At 46.5% G+C, this 14,966-nt stretch carries 16 protein-coding genes; 9 read left to right on the top strand and 7 right to left on the bottom strand.

From position 1 onward, the window contains the following. Positions 1-3: 3 nt before the first annotated feature. Both TA_RS02720 and TA_RS02715 read left to right on the top strand, forming a co-directional pair. Entirely contained in the window at positions 4-978 is a 975-nt protein-coding gene (locus TA_RS02720) for a thiamine-phosphate kinase (protein ID WP_048161624.1), read from the top strand. Beyond that, positions 978-1,628 carry a diphthine--ammonia ligase gene (locus TA_RS02715; protein ID WP_010900951.1) on the top strand — a complete coding sequence of 217 codons (651 nt, stop codon included), beginning with the start codon at positions 978-980 and terminating at the stop codon, positions 1,626-1,628. Before TA_RS02720 ends, TA_RS02715 begins: the two co-directional genes overlap by 1 nt. 8 nt (positions 1,629-1,636) lie before the next feature. Here the strand turns inward: TA_RS02715 and TA_RS02710 are convergent, their stop codons facing one another. After that, the gene (locus tag TA_RS02710; protein ID WP_048161623.1) at positions 1,637-2,230 is read right to left on the bottom strand and encodes a hypothetical protein; all 594 of its coding nucleotides are present in this window, start codon (positions 2,228-2,230) and stop codon (positions 1,637-1,639) included. After that, positions 2,211-3,578, bottom strand: a complete 1,368-nt coding sequence (purB, locus tag TA_RS02705) for an adenylosuccinate lyase (protein WP_010900947.1) — start codon at positions 3,576-3,578, stop codon at positions 2,211-2,213. The genes TA_RS02710 and purB overlap by 20 nt, the downstream gene beginning before the upstream one ends. A gap of 315 nt (positions 3,579-3,893) precedes the next feature. Between purB and pdxS the strand changes: the two genes are divergently transcribed. Then, entirely contained in the window at positions 3,894-4,883 is a 990-nt protein-coding gene (gene pdxS, locus TA_RS02700) for a pyridoxal 5'-phosphate synthase lyase subunit PdxS (protein WP_048162284.1), read from the top strand. Positions 4,884-4,890: 7 nt separating this feature from the next. Beyond that, complete coding sequence (locus TA_RS02695) at positions 4,891-5,601, top strand: DUF92 domain-containing protein (protein ID WP_010900945.1); 711 nt, start codon at positions 4,891-4,893, stop codon at positions 5,599-5,601. Between the two features lie 16 nt (positions 5,602-5,617). Here TA_RS02695 and asnS read toward each other — a convergent pair whose 3' ends face one another. Then, positions 5,618-6,907 (bottom strand): asparagine--tRNA ligase, encoded by a 1,290-nt coding sequence (gene asnS, locus TA_RS02690; protein WP_010900944.1) that lies wholly within the window; start codon positions 6,905-6,907, stop codon positions 5,618-5,620. A 158-nt stretch (positions 6,908-7,065) separates the two neighbouring features. Here asnS and TA_RS02685 point away from each other — a divergent pair, with 158 nt between their 5' ends. The 3 genes from TA_RS02685 (at position 7,066) to TA_RS02675 (ending at position 9,533) form a co-directional block, all read left to right on the top strand. Beyond that, positions 7,066-7,932, top strand: a complete 867-nt coding sequence (locus TA_RS02685) for a coiled-coil domain-containing protein (RefSeq protein WP_010900943.1) — start codon at positions 7,066-7,068, stop codon at positions 7,930-7,932. Positions 7,933-8,143: 211 nt separating this feature from the next. Beyond that, positions 8,144-8,356: a 4Fe-4S binding protein gene (locus tag TA_RS02680; protein WP_010900942.1), complete on the top strand. Its 213-nt coding sequence runs from the start codon at positions 8,144-8,146 to the stop codon at positions 8,354-8,356. Continuing rightward, positions 8,343-9,533, top strand: a complete 1,191-nt coding sequence (locus TA_RS02675; protein ID WP_010900941.1) for a digeranylgeranylglycerophospholipid reductase — start codon at positions 8,343-8,345, stop codon at positions 9,531-9,533. The genes TA_RS02680 and TA_RS02675 overlap by 14 nt, the downstream gene beginning before the upstream one ends. Before the next feature lie 104 nt (positions 9,534-9,637). Here the strand turns inward: TA_RS02675 and TA_RS02670 are convergent, their stop codons facing one another. The 3 genes from TA_RS02670 to lplB form a co-directional block, all read right to left on the bottom strand. After that, positions 9,638-11,008 (bottom strand): signal recognition particle protein Srp54, encoded by a 1,371-nt coding sequence (locus TA_RS02670; protein ID WP_010900940.1) that lies wholly within the window; start codon positions 11,006-11,008, stop codon positions 9,638-9,640. A 142-nt stretch (positions 11,009-11,150) separates the two neighbouring features. Beyond that, the gene (gene lplA, locus TA_RS02665) at positions 11,151-11,939 is read right to left on the bottom strand and encodes a lipoate-protein ligase subunit LplA (protein WP_010900939.1); all 789 of its coding nucleotides are present in this window, start codon (positions 11,937-11,939) and stop codon (positions 11,151-11,153) included. Next, positions 11,939-12,223, bottom strand: coding sequence for a lipoate-protein ligase subunit LplB (gene lplB / locus TA_RS02660; RefSeq protein ID WP_048161622.1), 285 nt, complete (start codon positions 12,221-12,223; stop codon positions 11,939-11,941). The genes lplA and lplB overlap by 1 nt, the downstream gene beginning before the upstream one ends. A gap of 141 nt (positions 12,224-12,364) precedes the next feature. Between lplB and TA_RS02655 the strand changes: the two genes are divergently transcribed. Continuing rightward, positions 12,365-13,363 (top strand): tyrosine--tRNA ligase, encoded by a 999-nt coding sequence (locus TA_RS02655; protein WP_010900937.1) that lies wholly within the window; start codon positions 12,365-12,367, stop codon positions 13,361-13,363. A gap of 1 nt (position 13,364) precedes the next feature. On the opposite strand, the gene TA_RS08405 is transcribed toward TA_RS02655, so the two are convergent. Continuing rightward, positions 13,365-13,451: a hypothetical protein gene (locus TA_RS08405; RefSeq protein ID WP_394295369.1), complete on the bottom strand. Its 87-nt coding sequence runs from the start codon at positions 13,449-13,451 to the stop codon at positions 13,365-13,367. A 335-nt stretch (positions 13,452-13,786) separates the two neighbouring features. Here TA_RS08405 and TA_RS02650 point away from each other — a divergent pair, with 335 nt between their 5' ends. Further along, the gene (locus TA_RS02650) at positions 13,787-14,959 is read left to right on the top strand and encodes an MFS transporter (RefSeq protein WP_048161620.1); all 1,173 of its coding nucleotides are present in this window, start codon (positions 13,787-13,789) and stop codon (positions 14,957-14,959) included. Positions 14,960-14,966: the final 7 nt, after the last annotated feature.

Raw genomic sequence — 14,966 nt, 5'->3', positions numbered from 1 at the left:
GAGATGAAATTGAAGTATATCGGTGAACGGTCAATAATATCCAAGCTGGCATCGATAACCGGCCTTCCATATAAGGACGATTGCTCTTGGGTGGACGAGGGCGATCACTACCTTCTGATAACCACAGATTCCATAAGGAAGGAAACTCACTTGCCCGACGGAACAGATCCGCATCTGGCCGGAAGGTTCATGGCCTCCATAAACCTCAGCGACATAGCCGCAATGGCAGGCCATCCCATATCGTTCATGACGGCTTATTCAGTCAGCCCAGATCTTGATATGGAGTATCTTGAGGCGATCGAAGAAGGCATGATGTCCGTTTTGCGAAAGTACTCTGTGGATTTCATAGGTGGCGATCTGAAGGAGGGGGATGATCTAACGCTGGTTGGCATTGCAATCGGGCGGCAGACGAAGAAGCTCACAAGAAAGCGATCAGATATAGCAAAGGGGCAGATGGTAGGATACACCAACAGGATAGGAAGAGCGGCGAGCGGTTACATATTCTACAAAAGCGGCTACGATCGCAAGCGTGGCCTTTCAATGCTCCTAGGCGTGGAACCGAGGATAAGCGAAGCAATAAAGATGAGCGAATATGGAGCAAGATTCATGATGGATCTATCAGACGGCCTCTATGCTTCCCTGGATCAAATGAAACAAGATTATGGTGTTGGGTTCAGAATAGTGAGGGATGAGATCGCGTATGATGATTCCGTGAACAAAGCCTCCGAAATATCAGGTTCAGATGTTTATGACATAGCTGGCAACTACGGTGGAGACTATGAAATACTCTTTAGCGTGGATGAAGCCAATTACAAGGACTTCCAGGCAGCTATGGATTCGGAGCACATAGAGGTTCATTTCATAGGAGAAACGTGGAACGGAGACAACATAATGTTCGACGGGAATGCATGGCATCCAATAATTGGCAGGGGCTATGAGCATTTCTCAGAGAAACCGAAGCTCGGGAGGATCGTCTGATGAAGGCAATTGCCCTGATATCTGGCGGCAAGGACTCATTTCTATCTGCATATATTGCAATGCAGCAGGGGTTCGATATAGTCAGGGCGATGATAGTGCGCCCGCAGGAATACTCATACATGTTTCACTTCCCGAATGTGGATAAGGCCGGATACGTGGCAGGTATGCTTGGCATCGAGCCAGAATTCGTACTGGAGGATGGGTTTCAGCAGCGTGTGAAAGAATACGCATCTGACGGTGTGAAGGCCATCGTATCCGGCGCAATAGCATCTGAGTTCCAGAAGACAAGGCTGGAAAGAATTGCAACCGAGTTTTCCATAATCTCTTATACCCCCCTGTGGAAGGTCGATCAACACAGGGTTATGAGGGATATACTCGATGCTGGAATAAGGGCAATGATAGTATCGGTATCTGCAGAAGGATTCAGTGAGAATGATCTGGGAAGGGAGATAGATGATAAGTATCTAGAACGCCTGTATCACCTTGAGAAAAGGTACGGCATAAATATAACGGGAGAAGGCGGCGAGTATGAGACCTTTGTCTTTGGTTTTGGAAATAAGTACATATCCGTAAAGGGGCACAGGATATGGAAAGGATCCGGCGGTTACTTCAATATCGACAGCGTAGAAGAAAGACCGGATTCATGCTGAACATTTTATCAGAAATCAAGCGTTTTCTGCTTTTTTTCTGCTTCCGGTATCGTATATTTTTTCAGATCGATCACCTGCCCGAGCAGAGTCGAGATCAGATCGATCGTGTTATCAGCGGTTGCGTCCTTAGGAACAACGAGCATGTCCGTCTCAGGTATTATTATCCCTGACTCTGCAAGTTTTCTTATCAGATCCTTCCGTCTCTCCCATATTATGGTTTCGAAGTTCAGAGGCTTTTTTGTACCGCACCGCTCCACTTCCGTTAAGAAAACTGGCCTTCGCAGTATGGCATAGAGCAATCTCAACGCCGTATCACCATCCATCTTGCTTCCAGAGGATCTTATAGCGTTGCCGGTGAGCTCGTAGATGTTCATATCCTGGCGCCTGAGGACAGAGTAGAGCGTTACTGGTTTTATCCTCCTCTCCTTGAGTATGCCTGCATCCACAAGCGCCTTAAGGTATCCTGACAGCATGATCCTGTGCATCCTGAAGCCATTCTCCGCAAGGACACGTCCTATGCCCGATATGGACTGCTCGCCGTTCTGGAGCGTGTCCAGGATGATCTCCATAATGTGCCTGTTCTCAGGAAGCTTGCTCTCCATCTTTCATCCCGATCCTCTCTTTCGCCTTCTTTACTATCGTATCACATATGATCGGTGCCAATCCTATGAAGTTGGCCGGATCCATCGCCCTGTCAAGATCGGCTTTGCTGAGATATCTTTCAATGCCATTCTCTAGCAGGCCCTGCCTGAAGCTCATACCCTTGCTCCTTGCATTCATGGCCGATCTTCGGACAAATTCATGTGCGTCCTGCCTTGCCATACCGCGCTCAGTCAGTATCGTTACTATACTTTCAGAGTAGATGCTGTCATCGTTTTCCAGATTCCTGCGTATATTGTCCTCCTTGACGATGAGGGTTTTCAGAACACCGTTTAATCGATCAGTAGCATAATCTATCAGTATGCTCGCGTACGGTATAACAAAGCGTTCAGATGCACTATTGGTGAGATCCCGTTCATGCCATGTAACACCGGCCTCGTACTCAGATATTATCAAGGATCTTATGAAGCGTGAGAGGCTCACCACGTTTTCGGAATTTATTGGATTTACCTTGCTTGGCATGGAGCTTGAGCCGACCTGCTTTTCAAAGTCAAAGTATTCGGAGAGTTCATCTATCTCTGGTCTTTGAAGATTCCTTATCTCGGTAGCTATCTTTTCCAGCGTCACCGATATACCATTTATGACGGAGAGATACTCTATGTAACGATCCCTGTTGACGATCTGCGTTGCGCCGTCCTCCGGATATATACCCAGTATGTCCATGACCCTCTTCTGAACATCCAGTGCCATTTCTCCCAGAGCTGCTCCAGTACCGACAGGACCCAGCACCTTCCCGGCAAATGCTCTGCCAGCCATCTCATCCCACCGGTCGAGATGCCTTATCATCTCCGCAAGATAGACCGCAAACTTCAGGCCAAGGGTTATCGGCGAGGCATGCTGGCCATGAGTCCTACCCATCATTGGAAGATCGCGATATTTAGATGCGAGGCCTACAAGTGTTTCCATGAATGATACAAGGTTCGATCTGTAGATAGAAGAGAAATCATGCAGCTGAAGTGCAGTTGCGGTATCGTTTATATCGTTTGATGTGACACCGAAGTGTACATACTTAGACCCTGATCCGGAATATTTTGAAAGAACCCGGACAACGGCCATAACGTCATGTTTTATCTCATCCTCAACCTGCCTGACCTCGTCCAGAGTTATTGATCCGGAATCTACCGCTCTCTGGATCTCATTGTAGGCATCTTGCGGTATTATACCAAGCTCGGATTCTGCCTTCGCTATTGCGGCTTCAACCTTAAGCATGTAATTTAGGCGTGTTTCATCATCGAATATTTTCTTGACTTGTCTTCTGCCATACCTGTATTCTATGGGCGAGACTACCATCCTCTGTTAATTGTCATTGCCGTTTTATAGTTTGTTACATGATCTGATCACATCCAGTCTCTCATTGCATGTAATCACGCACGTATCAGGCCTATTCCTTTTAAAATAGTCATTACGATCTCGCAGACGCAAATATCAGAGAACAGGCTGATGCTCATGCCTTGAAAGATCGAAGATGAACCTTAATTCCAGAAAGCGGAAGCCGTTGATTCATCAGCATGATAAAGATGAAGCTATGGAGAGAGCGAGCTGACATCCCGTTAATCTTTATATTTAACATGTCAATATCAATTTATGACACTGGATCTTAATAAATTGCGATTCGGCAGCGAACTGATCAAGAGGGGATTCTCCGCGATGACGAAGGGCGGAGTCATCATGGACGTGACAACTGCCGATCAGGCAAAGATTGCTGAGGCTGCAGGTGCTGTGGCAGTTATGGCCCTTGAACGTGTTCCTGCCGATATTCGAGCGGCTGGCGGTGTTGCCAGAATGGCCGATCCTATGAAGATCAAGGAAATCATGGATGCCGTCTCAATCCCTGTAATGGCAAAGGTCAGGATAGGGCATATATCTGAAGCCTACGTCTTAGAGAAGATAGGCGTGGACATGCTGGACGAGAGCGAGGTACTGACACCGGCCGACCCATTCTTTCATCTTTACAAGAAAAATCTCACCGTACCGGTTGTTTCTGGGGCAAGAAATCTTCCCGAGGCGGTGCGCAGAATATTTGAAGGCGCGGCGATGATAAGGACAAAGGGTGAGGCAGGCACTGGAAACATCATAGAAGCGGTCAGGCATATAAGGAAGGTGAATGAGGAGATATCTGTACTCAAGAGAATGAGCGATGAGCAACTGCGTGCTGTTGCTTCAAATATATCGGCATCGTATTTCGTGCTCCGGGAAGAGGCTTCAAAGGATCTCATGGGTGTTGAGGGAAAGCTTTCATACGATTCTGCGTACGCCGGCATGGGTAGGAGTAGGATAGAGCGTGAAATATTGGCCATACTGAGGCAGATACGCAGGATGGGAAGGTTACCGGTTGTCAACTTCGCTGCAGGTGGAGTGGCTACACCAGCAGATGGCGCACTGATGATGGAACTTGGTGCAGATGGCGTATTTGTTGGCAGCGGGATCTTCAAGTCTCCGAATCCTGAGAAGATGGCAAGAAGCATCGTTGAAGCTGTAGAAAACTACAGAGACTACGATGTAGTGGAAAAAGCCAGTGAGGGCCTCCAGGGGATGCCAGGTGTTGACATAGAGTCAATACCCAAAGATATGAGGCTTCAGGAAAGGGGCTGGTAAAACGAGCTTGGAGACGATCGTCCTGACACTGCTAATCCTCGCGATACTCTTCGTACTTTCCCTGAAACTCAGGGTATTGGATCTAAAAGGCAGTGTTGCAGCGCTGTTCATAGGGGCAATCGTCTCTTTCATAGGATCCATCTACTGGCTTATACTAATGCTCATTTTTGTAGCTTCATCGTTTTTGGCCACAAAGGCCTTTTTCAGCAAAAAGGTAAAAATGAAGGTCCAGGAGGGCGAACACGGCGAGAGACGCATATCGAACGTTACCTATGCAGCGCTGGTTGGAATAATGATAACACTGATCTACGGGATATATCCACACATGCATAACTATTTCTTTGAACTCTTTGCCATTTCATTTGCCGTTATAAATTCTGATACATTCGCATCTGAGATAGGGGTTATCGATCAGAGAGTATACATGATCACCACATTCAAGAGGGTCAGGCCAGGTGTCAACGGCGGCGTCTCGCTGACCGGCGAACTTGCGGCCATATTGGGAGGATTCATAATAGCTATGTTCTACTCAATCTTCGCTTACCATGGATTCAACGTACCGCGCATTGCCGAGGTAACTGCGGCTGGATTCGTGGGTTGCCAGATAGATAGCATCCTAGGGGCGCTGTTCGAAAATCGCGGAAAATTGAACAAGGGCCAGGTGAACTTTCTATCCTCGTTCCTGACCGTCATGGCCAGCGCCGCTATGTTTATATGAAGGATCGAATCGGATTTCAGGGTTTTGTTCTTCTTATCGTCCTCGGATAGGGTATGGCCTCACGTATATTGTCTAGATGCATGATCCACATCGCAAGCCTGTCCAGGCCAAGCCCGAAGCCAGAGTGCGGTACGCTTCCATATTTTCTGAGGTCCACGTACCAGTAATAGGCGCTTTCATCTAGATTCGCCTCTCTTATCCTCTGCATAAGTTCATCGTAATTCCATATTCTCTGGCTCCCTCCGATTATCTCCCCGTAGCCCTCAGGAGCAAGCATATCATGGTTAAGGACCTCTCCCGGATTTTCCGGATCTACGGGCATGTAGAATGGCTTGAGATCCTTCGGATAGTTCGTGACAAATATCGGCCTGTCGTACTTCATGGTTATCTGTCTTTCTTCATCGGCGCCCAGATCATCCCCATACTTCAGCGGAAGGCCTATGGAATTTGCAACCTTTATTATTTCGGAATAGCGTATTCTTGGAAATGGCGGTTTCATAGCCTTCAGAACTTCAGGATCCCTGTTGAGCATTTTGAGTTCATCTTCATTATCCTCTGTTACCCTACTTACTATGTAGTATATCATGCGTTCCTCTATGTCCATCATCTCATTGTTATCTATCCAGGCCACCTCCGCCTCGGCATGCCAGTATTCGGTGAGATGTCTCCTTGTCCTTGACTTCTCAGCTCTAAAACTCGGTGCGATGGTGAATACCTTTTCCAGGCTGTAGATCATCGTCTCAAGATAGAACTGCGCGCTCTGATTGAGATATATTGGTTCACCGAAGAAGTCCACCTTGAACAGCGTTGATCCGCCCTCCACTGCCGTGGAAACCATGAATGGCGTCTGAACCTGATAGTAGCCGTTCTCATAGAAGAAGTCCGCGAAGGATCTGAATATGGTCGATCTTATCTTCAGCACTGAGGTGAACTCCCTGCTTCTCAACCAGAGATGCCTGTTGTCGAGGAGAAATTCCTCTCCCTGATCCTTCGTGATCGGGAAAACATCATTTTTCTGATACACTCTGAAAGAATCCACCGCGATCTCATAACCGGACGGAGACCGCCTATCTTCCTTCAACGTCCCGTGAAATTCCACACTGCTCTCTATACCCAATGAAGAGATCGTATCGTAAACATCTTCAGGCAATTCATTCTTTCTGGCTGTGCACTGAATTATGCCGCTGGAATCCCTGACGACAACGAACGTTACGCCGCCGCTACTCCTTATCCGGTAAACCCAGCCTCTGATCGATACTTTTGAACCTACGTATGCCTTGGTGGAAACTTCAGCAATAGACAACATCCAGAGGTTATTTATCTTTAAGAAATAAATATTTAGTTTAGTGTGTGCATTTCCAATATATGGTTATTTTGCAAAAATCGAAGAATTATCCTCAGATAATGCTAGCATCATAATTAGAATCGATAAATATATATTATACCGTCGGAATAAACTTATGGATGGCAGAAGAATCACCTTTAAAGGATGTCAGGTTCAAGATACCCGTGGATCTCGATGCCAGGGTAAAGGACAGTGGAAAGAGTTATCGTGATATAGTTTTCGAATACTTCAACGGCACAAATAATGGCAATTCCATACCAGAATGGATTTTCGAGCCTGAAAAGGTAAGCAGGATATCGCTTTACGGATACCTCAAGGGCCTGGAGGTGAATGATTACAATCAGAAATTTGTAAGGTACCTCTATCACAGAATAACCGAGCGTTTGGAAAAAAATCCGGGAGATGAGAAGCTCCTGGATCTCAAGGAGTTTGTCATACAGGACATGACCAATGAAGAGAGCCCGTTCGAACTTGAACTGGTGAGGTCGGCCATGAAACCTGTGATCGATATCATCGACAGCATTTACTCTGATGACGGCCTAGCAGGCGAGAGAAAGAAGGTCGAGGCGGAGATACAGGATCTCATGGTACAGAAGGAGAGGCTGACCCAGGAGATAGATCAGGCAAAACAGGAACTTGCCAATTTGGGTAACACAAAGGTGCAGCTGGATCAGGCCCTGGCCGACATGCAGAGGCAGATGGACGATATACAAAACGGCATAGATGAGAGGATAAAGCAGATATACGCTGAGAACGAGAGCATGAAGAAGACTCTGGAGGATTATGATAAGGTGAGGGGCGATCTTGCCAACGCCATGTCTACTATATCGCAGATGAAGGATCTGATACTGCAAAGAGATGCAGAGATAAAGAAGCTGAAGGACAGTTACAATGATATATTCAAAAAATACGACACACTGATAAATAAAATGACAAGGAAGGAATTTGAGAAAATAAATGCCAGAGAACTCCCCTCAAAGGAGTGACGCAAACTTATTTTGTTGAAAAATTAGCTATTGCGACTACTTTTAAAATGAATTTTATAGACGTGCGTTGCGCACAGGTTTTGGGATGCCGTACAATCTGATATGGGCATGCTATGTCATATTACGCGCGCATCTACAGTTTTTGATCAGGCATCTTAACAAAAGTCAAATATACAGGCAACCGTTTTAACTTTAATTCTAGGTGTAGCTGATGGTGGAGCTAAAAGTTAAGACAGAGATGGATGTCGACAGAAACCTCTGCAATTACTGCGGAGCCTGTGTGGGTATGTGCCCCACGGATGCCATATGGCTCGATGAAACGGTGATAAAGATCCATGAGGAAAAATGCATAGAGTGCGGGTTCTGCATCGTTGGATGCCCAACTGGGGCAATAACAGCGGAGTGGTTCCATGGAAACCTATGATGTTCTTGTGGTTGGAGGCGGCCCTGGCGGAAGTACGGCTGCCAGATATGCTGCCAAGTATGGCCTGAAAACACTGATGATAGAGAAGAGACCTGAGATAGGATCTCCTGTGAGATGCGGAGAGGGCCTTTCAAAGGGGATACTCAACGAAGCAGATATAAAAGCTGACAGATCCTTCATAGCCAACGAAGTGAAAGGTGCAAGGATTTACGGACCATCGGAGAAGAGGCCAATAATTCTGCAGAGCGAGAAGGCCGGAAATGAAGTTGGCTATGTTCTTGAGAGGGACAAGTTCGACAAGCATCTTGCTGCCCTTGCTGCCAAGGCGGGCGCAGATGTGTGGGTAAAGTCGCCGGCCCTTGGCGTGATAAAAGAGAACGGCAAGGTCGCTGGGGCAAAGATAAGGCACAATAACGAGATAGTGGATGTCAGGGCAAAGATGGTCATAGCCGCAGACGGTTTCGAGAGCGAATTCGGAAGGTGGGCCGGCCTGAAGAGCGTGATACTGGCAAGGAATGACATAATATCCGCGCTTCAGTACAGGATGATCAATGTCGATGTGGACCCTGACTACACCGACTTCTACCTCGGTTCGATAGCGCCGGCCGGTTATATATGGGTATTCCCGAAGGGGGAAGGCATGGCCAACGTGGGCATAGGGTCCTCCATAAACTGGATACACAACAGGTTCGAGCTGAAGAACTACCTTGACAGGTTCATAGAGAACCATCCTGGTTTGAAGAAGGGCCAGGATATACAGCTTGTTACAGGCGGCGTTTCGGTTTCTAAGGTCAAGATGCCTATCACTATGCCGGGCCTAATGCTCGTAGGAGACGCTGCAAGGCTCATCGATCCAATCACGGGTGGTGGAATAGCAAACGCCATTGTCTCTGGTATGTACGCTGCGCAGGTTACCAAGGAAGCAATTGAGAGCAATGATTACTCGCCGCAGATGATGCAGAAATACGAAAAACTGATAAAGGAACGCTTCGAGAGAAAGCACCTCAGGAACTGGGTGGCGAAGGAGAAACTTGCCATGCTATCGGATGATACGCTTGACAAGCTCGTCGATATAGTATCTGAGCAGGTGCTTACAACCATATCTGTCGAGGCGATACTGAAGGCGATCGCTGAAAAATACCCTGAGGTCGTCAAGGAGCTGGAAGACCTCATCTGATTTTTATCCATTCATTTATACATTTTTTACGAAGAATTCAGCAGTTTTGAAAAATAATTGAAATTTTGATGCTTTAGCTGATATGTGCTGGCAAATGCCTGATCTCACTCCTTTATGCCGAGATCCTCCAGGCCGAAGTTTCCGGATCTGAAGTTTGCCTGCAGCATTTTCTTTAGGCCACGGTTTCCCTTCATCATCTTCATGTTGTTCTTCATGGCCTTGAACTCCTTCAAAAGCATCCTCACATCTTCTTCCCTGACACCTGCGCCTCTGGCAATCCTCGTTATTCTCTTGGCATTTATTATTTCAGGGTTCTCGAGCTCTTCAAACGTCATCGAATCCATGATGATCCTGTACATTCTCAGCTTATCCTCGGCGCTCTGTATCTTGCTGTCATCGATCTTCTGCGAACCCGGTATCCTTGCCAGCGGGAGAGCGTCAACCAGTTTCTTCATCAGGCCCGGTTTGGAGAACTTCTCCCAGACATCGTACATGTCCTTCAGGTTGAACTTTCCCGTCATCAGCTTTTCAAACGATTCCTGAGCCTCCTCCTCCGTTATATCCGCCTCCTGGACGGTTTCGAAGAGGGATTCTAGATCGCCTAGGCCGAGAAGCCTTGACAGGAATTTCTTTGGGTCAAAGACCTCCAGATCATCCATGTGCTCTCCAGTACCTATGAAGTATATGGGAACGTGTATTTCAGCGACTGCACTGAGGGCACCGCCGCCCTTGGCCGTTCCATCCATCTTTGTTATGATAATGCCTGTTACGCCTATTGCGTCATTGAATGCCTTCGCCTCCGGCCCGGCCTGCTGCCCCATGGTAGCATCGATGATCATGAGGACCTCGTCAGGTGCCACGGCTTCCTTGATCCTCCTTATCTCATCGAAGAGCTCGGCGTCCATGGAATCCCTGCCACTGGTATCGATGATCTTGACCGCCACATCCTTCAGCTGTTCCAGGCCGTGCTTTATCAACCTGACCGGATCCTTTTCGCTCTGGTCACCATAGAACTTCGCATTGACCTCTGAAGCGATCTGCTTCAGCTGATCGTATGCGGCATATCTGTGAACATCTGCCGCTATCAGGCCAGAGTTCAGGCCCTTCTTGGCGAAGAATCTGGCCAGCTTCCCGGCAGTTGTGGTCTTTCCGTTTCCATACAGACCGACAAGCATTATTGTCTGGGGCTTGAGCTTGACGTTTGATGGTTCTCCAAGGATCTTCAGGAGTTCTTCATAAATTATGCGGACCATGTAATCCTGGTGCGCCATTCCGGCTGGAGGCTTTTCTTCCAAGGCGCGCCTCTCCATTTCCTTCGTTACTTGAAGAACAGTCTTGACGTTGACGTCGGCCTTCAGCAGTATGCGTTGCAGATCCTTCGATATCTCCTTAACGGTTTCCTTATCGATATAAGACGATCCTGTGATCTTACGTATCGTCTCACGTAGCGAGGCCGAGAAACTTTCAAGAACCATACGTATCCATATTGATCTTTGAATATTTAAGTTATCTACACAATCGATGATGCGCAACGGAACAGGGATATCGAGACGTTCTCAAATATAGCACATAAATTGCTGTCCCTACGATCAGAAAATTAAAAATTAAAAAATGCGCCTATACGACCTCTTTCCTCAGGAGGCCCATGTTCCACTCCTCAGTGCTGTACTTTTTGTCAAACAGTTCCCGTGCCAGGCTTTCTTCCTTTTCTGTTATGGTATCCTCCCTGAAATCTATGTGAAGCGTCTCAGAGAAACCCCTGATGAGCGCGTTTCTCACTTCATCAATGGAAACATCCACGAAGTCCGTTACGTTTGCCACCCGCTCCCTTGTACTCTTGGCGATCTTGTCTCTGAACTTTTCATCTGGGACCTTCAGCACGGCAGATAGCATATCCAGATCTGTGTGTACCAGCATAGCTGCATGCCAGAGTTTGGCTCCCTTTCTCATCGCACCTGCTGCGCCCATTATCTTTTTCTCGCCTGCCATAATGTCGGTTTTCTTGTTAACTGGTATGGAAACATCGTTGAGTTCGCCCGGCCTTGCATCCAGCCCCAAGATCCTGAGAGAATTCACAACTGCCTCATTCATCGTCCTGAACATCGATGTGATGTCCATGTCATCGCTGGATCGCACAACCGAAAAGTTGAGATCGCCGAGATCATGATATACTGCGCCTCCGCCGGTATAGCGCCTGGCAAGCATTATTCCGTTCTTCTTCATGTAATCAAGATCTACCTCCTCCTCTGCAACCTGGAAATAGCCTATGATCACCGATCTGTCGTGTCTGTAGAATCTCAGTATGGGCTTATCACCGTACTGGAAGCTGCGGTATATGGCTTCGTCATAAGCAAGGCTCATTCGCGTGTTGCCTGGTGTTTCTAGTAAAAGAAGCCTGCCTTCCATCAGATCACCCTCAAAGCCTGAATAAAGTCCTCAGGTTCTACGCCAGGAGTTATCACGCCCTGATTATAGAAATCCCTTATAATATCGTTTATCTTTTCAATGCTCGATCCCCTCAGCATATCTTCTAGTCTGTTTATGGAATCTTCCGGAAACATGAAGAAATCTCCGGAAATGTGTATGTCCTTTATTCTATTCCCGTCCAGATCCAGCGTTACCCTTATGAGTCCCTTCTTCGCCTTCCAGTTCTTGCTGTACATCATATGCATAGTATAATTGAGAACCATTTATTATCATTTTGACGTGTACGGGGATACAGTATTGGAATCTGTGAAATGCAAAGATTTCTTAGCGCCATAGCAGCACCCAAAAAGCCTTCCGCAATCTCCATGTAACATTTATTAACGGCACCAGCGATAACCGGTGCGATGCATTTAATTGAGAAGATCTACAAGAATACGCGGGAGGTAGTCACAAGGGAAGATGCAGAGAGACTCGAGGGGAAGAGCGATATAAAGTCATACATTGGCATAGAGCCATCTGGCATTCCGCATATTGCAACCGCAGTGATGTGGCCGAGAAAACTTGCAGAGATCCAGGATGACATAAAGGTCACAGTTCTGCTAGCTGACTGGCACGCAATGATAAACAATAAGCTTCACGGGGATCTCGATCTCATAAGGAAGGGGGGTGAGATTCTCCGGAAAACCTTCCAAGCTGAAGGCCTGACCAAGGCTGATTATGTGTGGGCATCGGATCTTGTAGACTCTTCCGAGTACTGGAGGATGTTCATAGATACGGCTAAGAGGAGCACGCTCAAGCGTGTGATAAGATCACTTCCCATAATGGGCAGGAATGAGACCGACGCCGAGAAGGACTTCAGCATGTATCTCTATCCGATAATGCAGGTCACCGACATATTCTATCTGGATGTGGACATGGCATTCGGCGGAATGGATCAGAGGCATGCGCACATGCTGGCCAGGGATATCGCAGAAAAGATGAAGAGGAAGAAGGTTGTTTCGGTTCACGGTTTCCTGCTGAGCAGTCTGAAGGGAAACGCCAGAATGGATAACTTCGTGAAGATGTCAAAGAGCGATCCGAATTCAGCAATACTGGTGACCGATCATATGGAAGATATCGAAAGGAAGATAAATGCAGCTTACTGCCCGCCACAGCAGGTAGAGGGGAATCCTGTTGCCGAAATTATGAAATACATAATAATACCTTATTACGGAAAGAGTATTGAGATACACGGATCCAATGGCGTAATAAATCTCGACAGCGTAGAAAACTTCGATCAGGCTTACCAAAGGGGAGAGATTCAACCGGCAGATCTCAAGCATAAAGTTGCCACTATCCTTAATGAAATGGTGGAACCAGCTAGGAGATCCCTGGAGGGATTGGATCTCTCAGAATTTCAGTGATTCACTCAATTTTTTCAATGGTTATCCTTCCGTCGTCATCGAAAAACCCAATGATGTCTTCCGGCTTTATATCCAGTCTCTGTATCACTTTCTTTGGTATGGTTATGCGCAGAGACGAACCTCTGCTCGATACGTGCGAAACATCGAGTAATTTTTTTACCGTAATTAGATATCAAAGTCTTAATATTAAGATTTTTTCATTTTTGCGAAATTTCAATATTTGAAAAAAGTGTAATTATTACCAATATGTAGTTTCTGACCATAAAATAAGATATTGAACAATAGGATATTCCGCCATTAGCTTCGCATTGAAATGCATGTCCGATGCTGAAAGGTAGAAAGCCAGGTGCGATCTAAGCCCATGCATAACCGTTTATGCATTTCTGGCAAACGATATATCTCCGTTTGTTATTGCGCCTTGTCTTGAGTATCATCGTGAATAATGAACGATTCAGTTCGCTGATAGGGGACAGAAATGTCAGCCTCATAGGTATAATAGAAGGAATCAGAACGTTCGCCGCCTTCCTCCCCATCCCTGTATTTTCAATTTACGCTCTCAGATTTACAAGTTCCGGGCTTCTTGCAGGACTTGCCATGGGCGTATACGGCATCGCCATGATATTTTCCCAGATAATGATGGGATCTCTATCCGACATAATCGGAAGAAAGAGAGTATCCATGGTTTCATCTGTTCTCTTTTCGCTGGGCAACCTCATATCATGGCATCCGTTCTCCATTCAAATTCTGGTATTTTCCAGACTCCTTGCCGGCCTCGGAGCGATAAGTTCTCCACTGATGGCGTTGCTGAACGAAAGGTCAGATATGGATGAAAGAACATCCCGTATGGCATTCGTCGGCACGTTATCTGGCCTGGGGATAGTCATAGGGGTTATTGCCGGTCCTGAGATATCTACCTATATTGGAATAGATACGATATTCCTGTTCTCAGCGATCCTTGGCTTCATTTCACTGCTGCCAATTTTGATGTTGGCAGAAGATCGCGTCACAGTCAGGAGGCGATTAAAAATCAAGTGGGATCCTTCCTTTACATTCTCATCTTTCGTTTCCTCCTTTATCCTCTTTGCAATATTCTTTTTCCTGCCGATCTATTGGATGTCAAGGAGCCAGATACTGCCTTATGGGTCGTTTATCGCGATATCCCTGGTGGCTGCTGGATCTATAGGAATACTGATAAGCATAAAGTTTGGGATGCTAAGCAGAATTACAGCGATCACACTCACACTGTTCGCGGTTTCATCTCTGGCCATGTTCTATTTCAGTGAATATCCGTACGCTGTTATGTCAGGATTCTTCATCTTCGCAATAGGTTACACCATATTCGAGATATCGTTCATACCTCTTCTGATAAAAGAACACGGGGGCGATTACGGATCGCTCATAGGCTTCTTCAATGGTGGAAGGTATGCAGGGGAGTTTGCAGGATCCTTGACCATGGGCGCACTCATTAAAAATCCGATAGATTTACATGGCCTTCATCTTTTGTTTCTGGCAATAGTTTTCATGATTACATTATCGATATTATTACTAAAGATTAGATTTTCCAAATATGGCAATGTGTTCAATATACACAATTAGATTAAAA

Origin of the sequence: Thermoplasma acidophilum DSM 1728 (genome assembly GCF_000195915.1) — an archaeon.
Taxonomy (GTDB): Archaea; Thermoplasmatota; Thermoplasmata; order Thermoplasmatales; family Thermoplasmataceae; genus Thermoplasma; species Thermoplasma acidophilum.
This window is presented reverse-complemented; position numbering and strand designations above follow the sequence as displayed.

Bases quoted from the DNA above. Each gene is read 5' to 3' on its own strand.
- asnS (WP_010900944.1), bottom strand. From the start codon at position 6,907: ATGTTGTCTATTGCTGAAGTTTCCACCAAGGCATACGTAGGTTCAAAA.
- TA_RS02710 (WP_048161623.1), bottom strand. From the start codon at position 2,230: ATGGAGAGCAAGCTTCCTGAGAACAGGCACATTATGGAGATCATCCTG.
- TA_RS02675 (WP_010900941.1), top strand. From the start codon at position 8,343: ATGGAAACCTATGATGTTCTTGTGGTTGGAGGCGGCCCTGGCGGAAGT.
- TA_RS02720 (WP_048161624.1), top strand. From the start codon at position 4: ATGAAATTGAAGTATATCGGTGAACGGTCAATAATATCCAAGCTGGCA.
- purB (WP_010900947.1), bottom strand. From the start codon at position 3,578: ATGGTAGTCTCGCCCATAGAATACAGGTATGGCAGAAGACAAGTCAAG.
- lplB (WP_048161622.1), bottom strand. From the start codon at position 12,223: ATGGTTCTCAATTATACTATGCATATGATGTACAGCAAGAACTGGAAG.
- TA_RS02685 (WP_010900943.1), top strand. From the start codon at position 7,066: ATGGCAGAAGAATCACCTTTAAAGGATGTCAGGTTCAAGATACCCGTG.
- TA_RS02715 (WP_010900951.1), top strand. From the start codon at position 978: ATGAAGGCAATTGCCCTGATATCTGGCGGCAAGGACTCATTTCTATCT.
- TA_RS02655 (WP_010900937.1), top strand. From the start codon at position 12,365: ATGCATTTAATTGAGAAGATCTACAAGAATACGCGGGAGGTAGTCACA.
- TA_RS02680 (WP_010900942.1), top strand. From the start codon at position 8,144: ATGGTGGAGCTAAAAGTTAAGACAGAGATGGATGTCGACAGAAACCTC.
- TA_RS02670 (WP_010900940.1), bottom strand. From the start codon at position 11,008: ATGGTTCTTGAAAGTTTCTCGGCCTCGCTACGTGAGACGATACGTAAG.
- lplA (WP_010900939.1), bottom strand. From the start codon at position 11,939: ATGGAAGGCAGGCTTCTTTTACTAGAAACACCAGGCAACACGCGAATG.